The organism is Streptomyces sp. NPDC005808 (genome assembly GCF_042871385.1).
In the GTDB taxonomy this organism is placed as follows: domain Bacteria; phylum Actinomycetota; class Actinomycetes; order Streptomycetales; family Streptomycetaceae; genus Streptomyces.
Map to the genome: position 1 here is coordinate 135,480 of NZ_JBIAIK010000016.1, position 17,131 is coordinate 152,610.

Consider the following 17,131-nt stretch of genomic DNA (forward strand, 5'->3'; position numbering starts at 1 on the left):
CGCGTACGTCATCCACGGGCCGCCCCACACCTCGCGGACCGCCGCCCAGTGGGGCACCGTGGAATGACGCGTGGCACACCCGCCACGGCGGAGAGGAGCACCCGCATGTCCGACCACACGTACCGGGTCACCGAGATCGTCGGCACCTCCCACGAGGGCGTCGACCAGGCCATTCGCAATGGCATCGCCCGCGCCTCGCAGACCCTGCGCGGGCTGGACTGGTTCGAGGTCACGCAGGTCAGGGGGCAGATCGTGAACGGCCAGATCGAGCACTACCAGGTCGGTCTGAAGGTCGGCTTCCGCCTGGAGGACGGCGACTGACCACCTCACAGCCCCGCCGCGGCCCGGGGCCGGTCCTCAGGTCCGCCCCTCGCGCTCCTGCGCGTCCTTCAGCGCCTCGGACGCGCCGGCCCAGCGTGCCCGTACGACCGTGAAGCCCGCCCGCTCCGCGTCCTCGCAGACGAGTTCGTCGTCGTCCACGAGAACGCGGATCTGGTGGTCGCGGGCGAGCCCTTGGAGGATCTCCAGCTTGGTGCGGCGGGCCGGCCTGCGGTCGTCGTTGCGCCGCATCCAGACGCGCCCCTCGGGCAGCCCCTGTGCGGTGAGCCAGGCGAGTGTGTCGCGGCGGCACCGCTCGGGGCGGCCGGTGAGGTAGACCACCTCGCACTCCTGCGCGCTCTTCAGCGCCAGTGCCACGCCCTCGGCGAGCGGCGGATCGTGCGGCGCGGCCGCGAAGAAGGCGTCCCAGTCCCGTGGTTTGCGCTCCAGGAAGCGCTGGCGGTGCGCGGAGTCCGCGAGGGTGCCGTCCAGGTCGAACACGGCCAGTGGTCTGCTGCCCTTCTGCGTCACGGGGACCAGACTAGGCAGGGCGCGTGGAGCCCGGCGCCACGCATCCGCTCCGAGAGAGCGGATCCAGGGACACGGCCGCTCCCCGGTATGCGGAGGTCCCCGTGAAGGCGCCGCACATGACCACATCGGACACGCCGCGCAGCCGGTGTCGCCGTCCCGCCGCAGCCTGTTGCGGGCCGTGGTCGCCAGGCGGAGGAACTAGTGGTCGCTAAGCGGAGGAACTACCCGTAGCCGGGGACGGAGTCGCTTCCGTCGTAGGCGCTGGAACAAGCACGGTGGAGATGCCTGCCTTGCGCCATGGCAGGAGCAGCGCGCTCGCCACGCACAGCAGGCCGGCGATGAACAGGGCGCCGCGTACCCCGGCTGCGGCGGCGATCAGGCCACCGGCGATCATGAAGACCGCCTGGCATGCCTTGGAGCCGACGGACCAGGAGGTGCCGACGCGGGACATCAACACGTCCGGGGTGGCAGCCATGCGGTACGTGGTGAACGACGGGCCGAAGACGCCGGCTGAGAAGAGTAGGCCGAAGTCGGCGGCCACGATGACGCACACGCCGAGGGCACCGGAGGGTGCCAGTGGCAGAAGGACCGTCCAGAGCGTGCGTGCGACACCGGACAGCAGCAGAATGCGGCGCTGTCCGAATCGCCGGGTGAGCAGCGGGGTCAGGCGGGAGCCCAGCACGCCGCCCAGGCACGGCAGCCCCAGGGCCAGTCCGTACTGCCACGGTGCAAGGCCGAGATCATCCAGCATGAGGACTGCCATCAGAGGTGATGTCATCATGATGGATCCGCCAAAGAGGAGCGCGTTGAAGAACAGCGGCCGCAGTCCTGGGTGCCGTAGGAGGTACTGCCAACCGGCAGCGATGTCACGGCCCAGGTGAGAGATGGCGGAGCGTTTCGGCGGCGTGGGTTCGGGCTGCCCGATGCGCCGGATGCCAAGTGCCGACCCGAGGAAGGACAGCGCGTCGACCACCAGCGTGGCGGCCGCGCCCAGTGCCCCGATCAGAAGCCCGCCGACGGGCGGGCCCGCGCTGACGGTGATCCAGTTGGTCGTCTCGAACAGGCTGTTGGCACGAAGGCGGTGCTCGGGCAGGACAAGTGCCTTCAGGTGCGCCCCACTCGCCGCGTCGTGCGCGACAGAAGCCGCCGTCTGGAGAACGCCGACCACACACAGTTGAGTGAAGGTGAGCCTGTCGAGAGCCATGGCGACGGGAACGCTTGCCAGCACCGCGCAGCGGACCAGGTCGGCGGTGATCATGACCGGCCGCTTGTACTGGTGCTCGATACACGCTCCGAGCGGCAGAGCGATCACCCCACTGGCCACCGCGGACAACGCAGCGAGCACAGAGACCTGAAACGCCGAGGAATCCAGCGCCAGGAGGGCAATCAGCGGCAACGCCCCCATACCGACGGCGCTGCCCGCCGCGCTGACCGCGTAGGCGCTCCACAACCGCCGGAAATCTCGCCCGAGCGTGCTCCGCCGAACCAACCGGACCTCCGAAGTGTGGAAGCGGTCAGCGTAGTCACTCGGTCCGCCCACCACCCCGTGATCGAGCCATCACCCCGACCCTCGTGAGACTGCGCCTCCGCAGGTGTGGCGGGGTCCGCCCGGGCGCGAGTCGGTCTACCGCGAGGCGTCGGCGAGCCAGGGCCTGACCTGCTTGCGCGCCTCGTGGAGCCGCGACTTGAGCGTGCCGAGCGGAATACCGACCCGCTCGGCGGCCTCGGCGTAGTCCAACTGGCAGATGTCCCGGTAGACGAGTGGCGCCACCAGATGCGGGTGTTCGCGCTCCAGGCGTTCCAGCGCCTCCAGGAGGTCGACGCGGGATCCCGCGATCACACTCGTGGTTCGCGGATCGACATGCTGCGAGGCGTCGATCTCGACCGGCTGTTCGGCCGCCCGGCGCTTCAACTCGCGATATTTCTGGCGGGCGCAGTTGGCGACCACCGTATACAGCCAGGTGCTGAAGCGGCTGCGGCCCTCGAAGGTGGTGATCTTCCGCGCCACCTGGAGGAGCACGTCCTGTGCCGCCTCCTCGGCATCCTCGCGGCAGGGCAGAAAACGTCCGCAGCGCCGTACGACCTCGGGCCGCACCTTCTGGAGCAGCGCGTCCAGCGCCTGTCCGTCACCGGCGGCCGCGCGCCGGGCCAGCTCCTCGGTCTCCGCCGCGTCCTGCACAGCATGCTCCCCTCGGGGTCGATCAGAGGCCAGGCACGATCGTCGCACGCGCTCGCCGGGGACACTGCTGAAGCGCCAGGCCCGGAGCCGTTGAAGCGGCGCGACGGCCTGCACGCCCGGGGTCCGGGGGCGGGAACAGGCGGGTTTCGCCGCCGTCATGCCGGCGTTCATCCCGCTGAGGTGCTGATGCTGCTCTTCGCCGGCCCGCCCGGGTGGCCGGAGTCGGTCCTGACTCCGCTCACGGTCATGGGGACTGTCTCAGGATGCGGAGCGATTCGTGACTGAAGCGGCGGGTAGGCTTCAACAGCCCGATCGTCGCCAGGAGCAGCAACCCGTCTACGGACAGCGGCCACAGTGCCGCGCTCGTGGCAACCGGCCCGCCCTGGAGATTACTGGAGAGGGAAATGCCCGCTGGTGACCGCAGGAGGCGTACGCCGCCGGCCCGGCTCGACCAGCTCACGGGTTTCTGGGCGGGTTGCCCATGCTGAGGGATCCCTTGGAGCGGATCGGCCGCTACCGCCTGGACCGACGTCTGGGCGCCGGCGGCTTCGGCGTCGTGTGGCTCGCCCACGACGAGGTACTGGAGGCAGCCGTCGCCGTGAAGGTGCTGTCCGACAACTGGGTCGACCAGCTGGACATCCGGGAGCGGTTCCTCGCCGAGGCCCGTCTGCTGCGCCGCGCCGACTCGAACCGGGTCGTCCAGGTCTACGACATCGGTGAACTCCCCGATGGCAGGCCCTACTTCGTCATGGAGTACGCCGACGGAGGCACCCTGGCCGACCGGATCGCCGCCGGACCTCTGCCCCTGGGCGAAGCCCTGCGGCTGACGGCTCTCGCGGCGCGGGGCGCGGCCGCGCTGCACGAGGCCGGCATCGTGCACCGGGACATCAAGCCGTCCAACGTGCTGCTGCGCTCCTCGCCCGGTGGCTCCGACCGCGTCCTGCTCGCGGACCTCGGCCTGGCCAAGAGCCTGGCCCAGGCGTCCGGACTCACCATGGCGGCGGGCTCGGCGGGCTACACGCCACCCGAGCAGTCCGCGCCCGGCTCCGGGATCGACGAGCGGGCCGACGTGTACAGCCTGGGCGCCCTCGGCTACCACCTGGTCACGGGCTCGGTCCCGGGTCCGCCCGGCAAGGTCGTACGGCCGGACCGGCTCCGTACGGACCTGGCGCCGGCGGTCCAGCGGGCGCTGCTGCGTGCCATGGAACCCGACCGCGAGCGGCGCTAGCCCGGCGCGTCGCAGTTCGCGGCGGAACTCGACCGGCTGGCCGGTCCGGTGTCCACGGCTCGTCGACCGCGCCGGCGTCGACGGACCGTGCTCACGGCACTGGCGGCGACGGTCGCGGTCGGCGCCGTCGGCGTCACCGCTCTGGTCGTCACCCGGGACCACCCCACGGCGACCGTCGTCCAGGTGAAGGACAGCTCCGGACGGGTCACGGCCGAGGTACCGGGCGCCTGGGGCCGCCAACTGCGCGACTCCGGATGGAACCCCAAGACCCTTGGCCTGCCGGCCGGCACGGAGCCCGGTCTCGCCGTCGCGGACGACCTGGCGAAGTGGCAGGACCTGCGCTCCGGGGTCAACGGAGCGTTCATCGGTCTCAGCGAGCACGGCGACGTCACCGCCGTGGTCGGCGCGATCACCCACACCGGATGTCACTTCGACGGCAGCCGCACCTACACCGGCGCGCGCTGGCACGGGCTGATACGGACCTGGGACGACTGTCCGGGCGGCGCAGGCTCCCTGACGGAGGCGGGGCTGACGTCGGCGGACGGCGACGAGCAGCCGCAGGTGTACGTGCAGCTCCGGCAGGACGGCGGCGCCGACGCGACGGACACTGTGCTGGACTCGGTGCGGGTCGAAGGCTGACCGGAATCAGCCGCCGAACCCGTGAACTTTTCGGCGTCGCGGTGCATCGGACACTGATGACGGGGCATGTGGCGCCGTGTGCACGCGCCAGGCGCGTGCAGTGAATTTCTCAAGGAGTGGTGAGATGGCGACCTTCCGGCACGGCACAGCGGACCAGGCCACGGATCCGAACCCCACCGGGGCGGTGCGCGCACGGCGTACCGCGGCCCCGGCTCGGCTGGCGGCGCTGGTCGCGGGCATCGCGATGGTGGGCCTGCTCACCGCCTGCGGTTCCGACAACAGCGCGAGCAGCACGCCGCAGACGCTTCCCGGTACGGCCGAACCCGCCTCCGGTGACCACACCACGGACTCGGGCGGAAGCAGCGCCCCCGTCCCCACCGACAGCGCACCGGACAGCACCACCGCGCCCGGCTCCGGCGCGACCACTGCGGCCTCTGCCACGACCGCGGCCTCCAGTACCCGCTGCCACACCTCCGAACTGACCGCCTCGGTCGGCCGCAACGACCCCGGAGCGGGGCAGGAGAACTTCCCGATCAACCTGACCAACAACTCCCAGCGCACCTGTACCCTGCGCGGCTTCCCCGGCGCGGCGTTCGTCGACGCGTCCGGCAAGCAGCTGGGACCCGACCCCGAGCGCTCGTCGGAGTCGCCCACGACGGTGACGCTGGCGCCGGGGCAGCAGGCATGGGCCGGTCTTACGTTCAGCAACCCGGAGATCAGCGGGGCCCGTACGGCGACTCCCGCCGCGCTGCTCGTGACACCGCCCGACGAGCGGGACTCCCTCAAGGTGAAGTGGACGCAGGGCAAGGTTCCCGTCTCCGGCACCTACTCGACGGTGTCCCTGACGGTTGTGCGCTCCGGTACCGGTTCCTGACCACGAACTGACCGACCCCGCCACCCGATCGCCCGGCCGCCCGATCGCCCGGCCGCCCCGCCGCCCGCAGAGCCGGTCGGCGGGGTTTGTCGTTCCTGAGCGCTCACCGGCGGTCTCCGCCGCCTCCGTCGTTTCCGTCGCTGTTTCCGTCACTGCCGCCGCTTCCCCTGCCGTCGTCGTAGCCGCCCCCGCCGTACTGCGCGTCACCGGCGCAGTAGAAATAGGGGTAGGAGCAATAGCCCACCGCCGCGGACGCGGACGACGACGGCGTCGGCTTCGGGGGTGACAGTGTCGCCGACGGCTTGGGTGGGGCGCTGGGAGACGGTGGTGTCGAGGGAGTGGGAACGGTGCCGGGGCCGGGCGCCTCGGATTCGCTGGTGGAGCCCCAGTTGACCACCTCCAGCTGGAGGGAGGGCGAGGTGCTGTCGAGCGTCCAGCGCTGGGCCGACTCGTCCTCGCGGACCTTGAGGACGACGGCAGCTTCCTCCTCGGCTGAGGCGGGGGTGAGGGCCAGGTCCTGGTTCCAGCGCGGCACGAGGGCGCCCTGGAGAGTGAAGTCGTAGCGCACGTTCTTGGTGTCCGGCTGGGAATCGCCCGTACAGGGGGCCAGGCGGACCGAGTAGCCGAGGTGGGAGTCGAGGCAGAGGCCGGGGTCGGCCACGTTGCGCAACAGCCCGTCCTCCTCGTACGTCCACTGCTGGACCGACTTCGAGGTGCACGACGTCAGTTCGGTCTCGGCGCCGTTCACGGGCCTGCCGCCGACGACGCCGATGCACTGCCCGTTTCCGGAGTTGCGCAGCCGGCCGCCCACGGCGCCGTTCGACTGGTCCCCGGACCCGACCCAGGACGGGTTCGCGCCGGGCACCTTGTCCGGATCCGAATCGGGCGCCGCCGAGGTGCCTTCGGCAGCGCTGTCCTCGCCGCCGGAACCCAGGCCGGCCCACAGGACGAGCGGGGCCAGGATCAGGCCGCTCGCGGTCAGCGCGGCGAGGGTGACGTTCCGGCGACGCGGGACGCGCCGGTGGGCCTTGCGCGTCGACGGGTGGGAGTCGGCGTGCGTGTGACCGGGCGGCGCGGGTGGAGGGGGAAAGCTCGGAGGGCGTGAAGCGTCGGCCGGAAGGTGAAGACGGCCCGTCTGGTCGGCGGCCGCAGCCGCGGGATTCCCGGTCACTTCCACGATCTGGGTGGCGCGTCCCTGTCGCGTTTCGAGATAGGCGCGCGCACCCCAGCCGAGTACGGCTTCGGCCAGCGGGAGGGCGAGTTCGCCGTTGAAGCGGTTCAACTGATCGGCGGCACGACGGCAGTGCTCGCATCTGGCCATGTGGCGCCGCAGGTCGGGGTCGAGGTCGGTGCCGCCGCGTCTGAGGGACACGTCGAGCATGCGGTTGTAGTGCCGGCACTCTTCCGTGGGCGCCAGTTCGCGATGGATCTCCAGGCAGCCCTCGCGCAGGCGTTCGCGGGACCGCCGCAGTTCCACGGTGGCGTCGTCGTCGGCAAGGCCCAACAGCGCGGCGGGCAGGTGCAGCGGCTCCGCCTCGACCTCGGTGTGCCACAGCAGGCAGCGGGCCGGCTCCGGGAGTCGCTGGAAGGCTCTGGCCAGCAGTCGTCTGTCCGGGGACGGAAGGAGTCGTACGGCGGCTCGCTCATCGTGCGGGCCCGACCGCAGTTCGGGATGGACCTGTTCGGCCCGCTGGTCCATGAGCCACTCGGCGGCTATGCGGCGCACGGTGACCAGCAACTGCGGGCGCCATGCGGCCGTCGGCCCGGTCTGGCGCAGTGATTCTCCGAACAGCCTCGTGAATGTGGCCGTGGTGAGCATTCCCGCGGGGCGCACGCCGTTCGTGCACAGTCGTGCGTATGAGAAGACGGCTTCCCAGTGGCGGTCCAGGAGTTCGCCCACGGGATAGTTCGCCGGCGTGTTCCCCAGGCTCTTCTTCAGATCGGCGGAGAGCCGCTCGTCCGGAACCTCGAACAAGCGCGCGGGTGCTGAAGAATTGGACAGACCTGCGTCATTCACGTCCGCTTTCCTCCCAAAGGTAACGTAGGAAAAAGTCCATACCAATGGGTATGTAGCCCACCCGACGAAGCGGAGGGACTACCCATGGGGGGCTGCACCGCGAACGACCACGTCAGGCGGCTCCGGCCGGGCGAGGGGCGGACGAGTGCACCGTATGCGCACAGAACGATGCAAAAATTGTCTGCACGCCGACAACGCACACCTTTGCACAGGGTGACGAGCCGGAACAAGCAGTCTCGCGATTCCCCTTCCCCTTCAAGAGGCGGGGTATTGACTTATAGTCAGGCCGACGGGGTCCGCAAATGAATTTCGGATTCCCGCGGCAGCCTGACCCACAGCGCCGAAATCTCCGCTCCGCCCACCAGGCGAACGCATCAAGTACCCGAAAGGAACCCAAGTGCCATTGCCAATCCTGGCATGCCCATGCAAAGCAATGAGGTATGGGGAGCGCTTCCCATACCTCATTGCTTTATCACCGGACACCAGGAAGCCGAACCGCCGACCGAAGGCCCCCGCGCCACCGGACTGTCAGTGGCCGCTGATCGCCTTGGGCGCGTACGGCTTGTCCAGTTCCTCGATCTCCCTCTCCGTCAACTCCACGGCGAGCGCGGCCACCGCGTCCTCGACGTGATGCGGCTTGGTGGCGCCGACGATGGGGGCGGTCACCGTGTCCTGGTGCAGCAGCCAGGCGAGGGCGATGCGCGCACGCGGCACGTCACGCGCGGCGGCGATCCGGGCGACGGCGTCGACGATCTCGTGGTCTCCGTCCTGATAGAGGTTCTTGCCGTACTCGTCGGTCCGGCTGCGCGCGGTGGCGGTGTCCCAGTCGCGGGTGAGCCGGCCGCGGGCCAGCGGGCTCCAGGGCAGCACACCGACACCCTGGTCCGCGCAGAGCGGCAGCATCTCGCGCTCCTCCTCCCGGTAGAGGAGGTTGTAGTGGTTCTGCATGGAGACGAACCGGGTCCAGCCGTTCAGCCGCGCGGTGTACTGGGCCTTGGAGAACTCCCAGGCATACATCGAACTCGCCCCGATGTACCGGGCCTTGCCCGCCTTGACCACGTCATGCAGGGCCTCCATCGTCTCCTCCACGGGAGTGGCGTGGTCGAAACGGTGGATCTGGTACAGGTCGACATAATCGGTGCCCAGCCGGCGAAGGCTGTTGTCGATCTCCGTCATGATCGCCTTGCGGGACAGACCGTGCGCGTTGGGCCCCTCGCGCATCGAGCCGTTCACCTTGGTGGCGATGACGACCTCGTCGCGGCGCGCGAGGTCTGCCAGCACCCGGCCGACGATCTCCTCGCTGGTGCCGTCGGAGTACACGTTCGCGGTGTCGAAGAAGTTGATCCCGGCCTCCAGAGCCTGGCGGATCAACGGACGCGAGGCCTCCTCGTCGAGCGTCCACTCATGGGTGCCACGATCGGGCAGCCCAAAGCTCATACAGCCCAGACAGATCCGGGACACGTCCAGGCCCGTGGAACCGAGCTTCACGTACTGCATGCTCACTCCTGCTCACCATGGCGGTGGGGGCCAGGCCCGGCGCGCCGGCGGTGGTCGGGCCGCGGCCCGGACCTTCGGGAGGGCCATTCTCGGTCACGGACTCCCCTGTCGCACGACCGCCTCCGCCACAGCGAGTACCGCTGACCGCGGCAGCCGCCGACGGGCGGTCGGCCCGACAAGAGCTGAATCTCGTTTACCCAATCGCCACGTCGGCATGCCGGACAAAAATGACGTCGAGGGGGCGGAACAGGACCGGTCCGGACATTACGAAAGCGACCATAAACGCCGAAGTGTCGGATCCCCCCCTTTTACACAAGGCCAGGTTTCAGTTATGTGAAGAAAAACTTGTTGCACATTCAATTGCGTGACCGAAAACAATCCCCTTCCGGGAGATCGCCAATCCCAGGTTTCTGACGCATCGTCAAGTACGTGTCGACGCAGACGAGTTGGGGCAGACGCGGGCAAGAGTGAACGACTGACCAGTTCCAGCTGTGATTCTGGTGGGCCCTTGGTTACCAGTTGGTAAGTCAGACCCCCTGAGCTGTGTCGAAGACGTTAAATGAGGCACGTCCACCCTCTCTTTGAGAGTTTGACTTTCACAGGGGTGCGCAATGACTATGAGCGTGCCGCGCACCGACGTCGCTGCGCGTTCCAGCGCTCTCCCCCACTCATCCTCACACTTGTGTGATTTGGAGCGTTCGCGTGCCTGTGCCGAATTTTGTTACTTCCGGGCTGTTCGCTGTCGAAGACATTGTCATCGCCGTGAACCCGTTCGCCGTCGCTTCGGCACGGCTCACCGCGGCTGCCGTACGCGCCGGTGGTCTGGGTGTGCTCGACCTCACCTCGGGCGGGCGCCGTGCCGCGGCACAACTCGCGCTCGCCGAGGAGTGGTCGGCCGCCGGATTCGGCGTACGACTCGCCGACAACGATGCCTTTCCCGCGCGGGAGCTGCCCGCCGCCGTGCACACGGTCCTGCTGACCAGCGACGCCTCGTGCACGGCCGCCGAGTTCCCCGGCCGGCGCGTGCTCGTCGAGGTGACCGGTCGCGAGCAGGCTCTGAGGGCCGCCGCGGCCGGCGCCCACGGCCTCATCGCCCGAGGTCACGAGGCCGGCGGCCCCATCGGTGAACTGAGCACCTTCGTGCTGGTGCAGCAACTCCTGGCCGAGCCGGAGCTGGACCTGCCGGTCTGGGCCTGCGGCGGTGCCGGCCCGCACACCGCGGCGGCCGTCGTCGCCGGCGGCGGTGCCGGTGTCGTCCTCGACACGCAGCTCGCCCTGCTCTCCGAGGCCGAGTCGGAGCTGCCCGCCGAGACCACCACCCTGCTCGCCGGACTCGACGGCTCAGAGACCACCGTGGAGGACGGCCGCCGCGTCGTACGACGCCGCAGACCGGGCGCCGTACCCGCCGAAGGCGACTCCACGGCCCCCGAGATCGGCCAGGACGGCTTCCTCGCGGCCCGCTTCCAGGAACGGTGGGGGACCGTCCACGCAGCGGTGCGAGGGGTACGCGACTCGGTCCTCGATGCTCTGAAGCACGCCGGTCCCGCGCTTGCCCCCGGCGGCGCGGGCAGCCAGGCCCTGGGAACCCAACTGCCGGTCGCCCAGGGACCGATGACCCGCGTGAGCGACCAGGCCGCGTTCGCGGCCGAGGTGGGCAACGCGGGCGCGCTGCCCTTCATCGCCCTCGCGCTCTCCGGCGCCGAGCAGACTCGCGCCGTCCTCGAGGAGACCCGGGACGCACTCGGCGACAGGCCGTGGGGCGTCGGCGTCCTCGGATTCGCCGACGAGGAGATCAAGGCCGCCCAGCTCGACGTCGTACGGGAGATCCGCCCCTCTCACGCGATCATCGCGGGCGGCCGTCCCGCCCAGGCCGCCGCGCTGGAGGAAGTGGGCATCTCCACCTTCCTGCACGTGCCCTCGCCCGGGCTGCTGAAGCAGTTCCTTGAGGCGGGCGCGCGCAAGTTCATCTTCGAGGGCGCCGAGTGCGGCGGCCACGTCGGCCCGCGCAACAGCTTCCCGCTGTGGGAGGCGCAGCTCGGCGTACTCGACGACTTCCTGGCGGGCAGCAAGAAGGTGAAGGCCGCCGAACTGCAGCTGCTGTTCGCCGGCGGAGTGCACGACGAGCGGTCGGCCGCCATGGTCACCGCTCTCGCCGCGCAGCTCAGCGCGCAGGGTGCCGCCGTCGGCGTACTGATGGGCACGGCGTATCTGTTCACCGAAGAGGCCGTGACCGCGGGCGCGGTGCTGCCCCTGTTCCAGCAGCAGGTGATCGAGGCCGAGCGCACCGATCTCCTGGAGACCGCTCCCGGACACGCCACCCGCTGCGTGAACAGCCCGTTCACCGACGAGTTCGCCGCCGTCAAGGAAGACCTGGCGGCCCGCGAGATACCCGGCCGGGAGGCCTGGGAGCAGTTGGAGCAGCTCAACGTCGGGCGGCTGCGGCTGGCCAGCAAGGGCATCGAGCGGGTCGAGAGCGGCCTGAGCGCGGTCGGCGAGGAACGACAGCTCGCCGAGGGCATGTTCATGGCCGGCGAGGTCGCCGTGCTGCGCTCCGAGGTCACCACCGTCGCCGCGCTGCACACCGCGGTCACCACCGGCGCGGCGCACTTCCTCACCGCGCGACTGCGCGGCCTGGGTATCGAGGAGCCGGCCACCCCGGCCGCCCCCGAGCCGCTCGACATCGCCATCGTCGGCATGGCCTGCATGTTCCCCGGCGCTCCCGACCTCGCCACCTTCTGGGCGAACGTCCTCGCCGGTGACGACGCGGTCACCGAGGTACCCGCGACCCGCTGGGACGCGGACCTCTACCACGACCCGGACGGCTCGGGTGAGAAGACGCCGTCCCGCTGGGGCGGTTTCCTCCCCGAGATCCCCTTCGAGCCGCTGCGGTACGGGATCCCGCCGTCCTCGCTGCCCGCCATCGAGCCCGTGCAGCTGCTGGCCCTCGAAGCCGCGCGCCGCGCTCTTGACGACTCCGGCTACGGCAACCGGGTCTTCGACCGGGCCCGTGCGTCGGTCGTGTTCGGCGCGGAGGCCGGCAGCGACCTGTCGAACGCCATGACGCTGCGTTCCGTACTGCCCGCCTATCTGGGCGAGCTGCCGCCCGCGCTCGAAGAGCAGTTGCCGCGGCTGACCGAGGACTCCTTCCCGGGCATCCTGGCCAACGTCATCTCCGGCCGGATCGCCAACCGTCTCGACCTCGGCGGCGCCAACTACACGGTGGACGCTGCCTGCGCGTCCTCCCTCACCGCGGTCGACGTGGCCTGCAAGGAACTGACCAGCGGTACCAGCGACATGGTGCTGTGCGGCGGCGCCGACCTGCACAACGGCATCAACGACTACCTGCTCTTCGCCTCCGCGCACGCCCTCTCCCCCTCCGGCCGCTCCGCCCCCTTCGACAGCACGGCCGACGGCATCGCGCTCGGCGAGGGCGTCGGCTGCGTCGTGCTCAAGCGGCTCTCCGACGCGGAGCGCGACGGCGACCGGGTCTACGCGGTCATCAAGGGTGTCGGCAGCGCCAGCGACGGCCGGGCTCTCGGTCTCACCGCCCCCCGGCCGGAGGGCCAGTACAACGCGCTTGCCCGGGCCTACCGCAACGCGGGCGTCTCACCCGCCGAGGTGGGTCTCGTCGAAGCACACGGCACCGGCACCGTCGTCGGTGACCGCACCGAACTCGGCTCCCTCACCAAGGTGTTCGAGGACGCCGGTGCGCAGCCCGGCAGTTGCGCACTGGGCTCGGTCAAGTCGCAGATCGGGCACACCAAGTGCGCCGCCGGGCTCGCCGGACTCATCAAGACCTCGCTCGCCCTGCACACCGGCGTGCAGCCGCCGACCCTGCACCTCACCGCGCCGAACCCGGCCTGGGACGCCCAGAGCAGCCCGTTCGCCTTCCACACCGAGGCCCGCCCCTGGGCGGCGGCTCCGGCCGAACGAGTCGCCGGAGTCAGTGCGTTCGGCTTCGGTGGCACCAACTTCCATGTAGTCCTGCGTGCTTACCAGGACGGTCCGCCGCCGGTCACCTCGGCCGAGCAGTGGCCCGCCGAGCTGTTCACCTTCCGGGGGTCCGACCGGGCGACGGCCGTACGTGCCGCCGCCGATCTGCTCGCCCTCGTCGAGGGGGACTCCGGTCAGTACGAGCCCTGGCGGCTGCGGGACTTCGCGCTCGCCGCGTCCCGGCGCGCCGAGTCCGTCGCCACGCGTGGCGCGCGGGTCTGGATCGCGCTGGTGGCCGAGTCGACGCAGGACCTGACGGCGCTGCTGCGCCGGGCCGTGGCGGGTGAACACGCCCCGAAGGAAGGCCTGTTCGCCGCCGACGACACCGAGCCCGGCGATCTGGCCCTGCTCTTCCCCGGGCAGGGCAGCCAGCGGCCCGGGATGTTCGCCGAACTGTTCGTCGCCTTCCCCGAACTCCAGCGCCATCTGCGGCTCGACGAGGACACGGCACGGGTGCTCTTCCCGCCGGCCGCCTTCGACGACAAGAGCCGCAAGGAGCAGCAGGCGCGGATCACCGACACCACCGTCGCACAGCCCGCCCTCGGCCTCACCGGGCTCGCCGCCCACCAGCTCCTCGCCCGGGCCGGGGTACGCCCCGCGATGGCCGCCGGACACAGCTACGGAGAACTGGCGGCACTGGCCGCGGCGGGCGCTCTCGCACCCGACGTGCTGCTGCGGGCCAGCCGTGACCGGGCCGCCGCCATCCTGGGCGCCACCGGTGACGGCGACCCCGGCACCATGGCCGCCGTCGCCGGCGGCGAACCGGAGGTCGCGGCGGCCCTCGTGGACGCCGGCCTCGCCGGATCAGTGGTGACGGCGAACCGCAACTCGCCCCGCCAGACAGTGATCTCGGGCCCCACCGAGGACATCCTCACCGCCGTGGAGCGGCTGAAGGCGCACGGGCTCAGTGCGAAGCGGATCCCGGTGGCGTGCGCGTTCCACAGCCCGCTGGTCGCCGCGGCCGGCGAGACGTTCGCCAAGGTCCTCGCCGAAGTCCCGGTCGGCGCGACCGACTTCCCGGTGTGGTCGAACCGCACCGCCGAGCGCTACCCCGAGTCACCCGAGGCGATCCGGGCCGAACTGGCCGCCCAGATCGGCGCACCCGTCCGGTTCGCCGACCAGATCGAGGCCATGTACGAGGCCGGAGCGAGGATCTTCGTCGAGGCCGGCCCCGGCTCGGTGCTCACCCGGCTCGTGGGCAAGATCCTCGGCGACCGGCCGCACCAGACGGTCGCGCTGGAGGACGGCCCGCGCACCGGGCTCAGCGGTTTCCTCTCCGCGCTCGCCCAACTGGCCGTCGCGGGCGTCGACATCAGGACCGCCTGGCTCTTCCAGGGCCGGGAGGCGGTCGCCGCCGACGCCCGCGCAACCCGCCGCAAGCGCGCCGCCTGGACGGTCGACGGACATCTGCTCCGCACTGCGGACGGCGCTCTCCCCGCCGCCGCACTTCATCCCGCTCAGCGTCTCCCGGAGGCCCTCGTGAGCCACAGCACGTCAGCCGGACCGGTGGCCGCCACCGGCTCCGAAGCTCTCATCACCGAATTCCTGCGCACCAGCCGGGAGATGATCGCGGCTCAGCGGGATGTGATGCTGGGGTATCTGGGGACGGACCCAGGGGTACGGCCGGTGTCTCCCGCCCCGCTCGCCTACGCGGACGCTCCCGCCCGGGTCACGTACGCGGACGCTCCCGTCACCGTGACCGCGCTGCCCGCCGTCCCCGCTGCGCGGCCTTCCGCGGACCCGGTGCCGGCCCTGGCCACAGTGCCCGCCGGTGTCTCGGTGCTGTCGGTCGTGCTCGACGTGATCGGTGAGCGGACGGGATACCCCGTCGACATGATCGAACCGGACCTCGACCTGGAAGCCGACCTCAGCGTCGACTCCATCAAGCGCGCCGAGATCGCCGGAGAGCTGGCGGGCCGACTGGGCCTGACCGCGACAAGCGAGACCGACGTCGAGGAGCTGGCGAAGGCCCGCACCGCCGCCGCCATCACCGCGCTGGTCGAGCGGTTCACCGGGCCCGGATCGGCTCCCGCGCCGGCTCCCGCCGCCACCGCCACCGCCGGACCCGGGATACCGAGCGCCGAATCCGTTCTCGCGCTGGTGCTCGACGTGATCGGTGAGCGGACGGGATACCCCGTCGACATGATCGAACCGGACCTCGACCTGGAAGCCGACCTCAGCGTCGACTCCATCAAGCGCGCCGAGATCGCCGGAGAGCTGGCAGGCCGACTGGGCCTGACCGCGACGGGCGAGGCCGACGTCGAGGAGTTGGCGAAGGCCCGTACCGCCGCGGCTATCGCCGCGCTGGTGGCGGGCATAGGAGGAGGGGCAGCCCGCGCCGGGGCACCCGCTGCCGCGACCGTCGCGGCCGTGGTCGAACCCGAGCCGGTGGCATCCGCTCCGGCCGGCTCGCCCGCCGTCGTCGTGGCCCCCAAGCGTCTCGTCATGCAGGAGTTCGAGCTCTCCCCCGCCGTCCCGGCCGAGGGCGGGCTGACCGGCCGTAACTTTCTGATCCTCGGCGAAGGACCGGTGGCCGACGCACTGGCCGCCCTCCTCCCCGCGCAGGGAGCCGAGGTCGTGACGGCCGGCCGGCCTCCGGCCGGCGGGAGTTTCGACGGGCTGATCCACGTCGTCCCGGCCGACGGCTCGCTCGTTCTGCCGGACGTCTTCTCCGCCTACCAGCAGGTGCTCGCGGCCAACCCGCGCTGGGTACTGGCCGCCGGCGCGTCGGCCGGGCTGCGTGGATTCTTCCGGTCGGTCGCCCGCGAGTACCCCGACACGGTCGCCCGGGTCGTCGAGCACACCCCCGGCACCGCGCCCGAGGACATCGCCGCCGATCTCGTCGCCGAGCTCACCGCGCCCGACCGCGAACCGGTCGTCCTGCGCGGGCTGGGCACCCGCCGCGGACTGCGTATGACCGAAGAGGGTCTCGGCCTGCTCGGCAGTACGGGAGCGGGCCCGGCCGGGGACGGCGCCGCCGAGGCCGCCGCACTCGGCCTCGACTCCGACTCGGTGGTGCTCCTGGTGGGCGGCGCGCGCGGGATCACCGCCCGCTTCGCCGCCACCCTCGCCGGGGCGAGCCGTTGCCGGATCGAACTGTTCGGCCGTACTCCGCTCGCCGAGGGCGAGGAGGACCCTGCCCTCGCCGCCGCGAACACCGCGGGCGAACTGCGGACGGCGCTCATCGCGGGCGGACTGCGGGTGCCTGCCGAGATCGAGCGGGCGATCGGCCGGATCCAGGCCGAACGCGAGGTGCGCGGCACCCTGCGCAAGCTCACCGGGCTCGGCTCCCAGGTGCGCTACCGCGCCGTCGACGCACTGGACAGCGAGGCCGTACGCGGAGCGATCAAGGAGATCCACGCCGAGTTCGGCAGGCTCGACGGCGTCGTGTACGCGGCGGGTGTGATCGAGGACAAGTTGATCGCGGAGAAGACCCCCGAGTCGTACGACAGGGTGTTCCGCACCAAGGTCGACGGGGCTCGTGAACTGCTGGACGCCATAGGCGAGTTGGCGGAGGGCCCGCGGTTCGCGGTGCTGTTCGGCAGCATCGCGGCGACGCTCGGCAACCGCGGCCAGTCCGACTACGCCGCCGCCAACGACGCCCTGGAAACCCTCGGCACCAACTGGGCGGCCGACGGCGAGGGCCGCCGCGGGCTGACCGTCCACTGGGGCCCCTGGGCACCGACGGGCGACGGCAACCACGGCATGGTCACACCGGAGCTCATGCGGCACTACGCGAGCCGCGGCATCCAGCTCATCGACCCCGACGAGGGCACCATGAGCCTGCTGCGCGAACTGGCCTGGGGCCCTGAGGTCGACACCGCCGTCGTCTACACCGCCTCCGGCTGGTGAACC

At 71.1% G+C, this 17,131-nt stretch carries 10 protein-coding genes; 5 read left to right on the top strand and 5 right to left on the bottom strand.

What is annotated here, in order from left to right:
• The first annotated feature begins 105 nt into the window (after window positions 1–105).
• Window positions 106–321: a dodecin gene (locus ACFYPC_RS30075; protein ID WP_391888931.1), complete on the top strand. Its 216-nt coding sequence runs from the start codon at window positions 106–108 to the stop codon at window positions 319–321.
• A gap of 36 nt (window positions 322–357) precedes the next feature.
• On the opposite strand, the gene ACFYPC_RS30080 is transcribed toward ACFYPC_RS30075, so the two are convergent.
• The 3 genes from ACFYPC_RS30080 to ACFYPC_RS30090 form a co-directional block, all read right to left on the bottom strand.
• Complete coding sequence (locus ACFYPC_RS30080; RefSeq protein WP_391889092.1) at window positions 358–858, bottom strand: hypothetical protein; 501 nt, start codon at window positions 856–858, stop codon at window positions 358–360.
• Between the two features lie 199 nt (window positions 859–1,057).
• Window positions 1,058–2,338, bottom strand: a complete 1,281-nt coding sequence (locus tag ACFYPC_RS30085) for an MFS transporter (RefSeq protein WP_391888933.1) — start codon at window positions 2,336–2,338, stop codon at window positions 1,058–1,060.
• Between the two features lie 135 nt (window positions 2,339–2,473).
• The gene (locus tag ACFYPC_RS30090) at window positions 2,474–3,028 is read right to left on the bottom strand and encodes an RNA polymerase sigma factor (RefSeq protein ID WP_391888935.1); all 555 of its coding nucleotides are present in this window, start codon (window positions 3,026–3,028) and stop codon (window positions 2,474–2,476) included.
• A 481-nt stretch (window positions 3,029–3,509) separates the two neighbouring features.
• On the opposite strand from ACFYPC_RS30090, the gene ACFYPC_RS30095 reads away from it, so the two are divergent.
• The 3 genes from ACFYPC_RS30095 (at window position 3,510) to ACFYPC_RS30105 (ending at window position 5,769) form a co-directional block, all read left to right on the top strand.
• The gene (locus tag ACFYPC_RS30095) at window positions 3,510–4,256 is read left to right on the top strand and encodes a serine/threonine-protein kinase (RefSeq protein WP_391888938.1); all 747 of its coding nucleotides are present in this window, start codon (window positions 3,510–3,512) and stop codon (window positions 4,254–4,256) included.
• An 87-nt stretch (window positions 4,257–4,343) separates the two neighbouring features.
• The gene (locus ACFYPC_RS30100; protein ID WP_391888940.1) at window positions 4,344–4,895 is read left to right on the top strand and encodes a hypothetical protein; all 552 of its coding nucleotides are present in this window, start codon (window positions 4,344–4,346) and stop codon (window positions 4,893–4,895) included.
• Between the two features lie 244 nt (window positions 4,896–5,139).
• Window positions 5,140–5,769, top strand: coding sequence for a DUF4232 domain-containing protein (locus ACFYPC_RS30105; protein WP_391889094.1), 630 nt, complete (start codon window positions 5,140–5,142; stop codon window positions 5,767–5,769).
• Between the two features lie 103 nt (window positions 5,770–5,872).
• Here ACFYPC_RS30105 and ACFYPC_RS30110 read toward each other — a convergent pair whose 3' ends face one another.
• Window positions 5,873–7,786, bottom strand: coding sequence for a ricin-type beta-trefoil lectin domain protein (locus ACFYPC_RS30110; protein ID WP_391888942.1), 1,914 nt, complete (start codon window positions 7,784–7,786; stop codon window positions 5,873–5,875).
• 528 nt (window positions 7,787–8,314) lie between these two features.
• Window positions 8,315–9,283, bottom strand: coding sequence for an aldo/keto reductase (locus ACFYPC_RS30115; protein WP_391888944.1), 969 nt, complete (start codon window positions 9,281–9,283; stop codon window positions 8,315–8,317).
• A 762-nt stretch (window positions 9,284–10,045) separates the two neighbouring features.
• Here ACFYPC_RS30115 and ACFYPC_RS30120 point away from each other — a divergent pair.
• Window positions 10,046–17,128, top strand: a complete 7,083-nt coding sequence (locus ACFYPC_RS30120; RefSeq protein ID WP_391888947.1) for an SDR family oxidoreductase — start codon at window positions 10,046–10,048, stop codon at window positions 17,126–17,128.
• The last annotated feature ends 3 nt before the right edge of the window (window positions 17,129–17,131 follow it).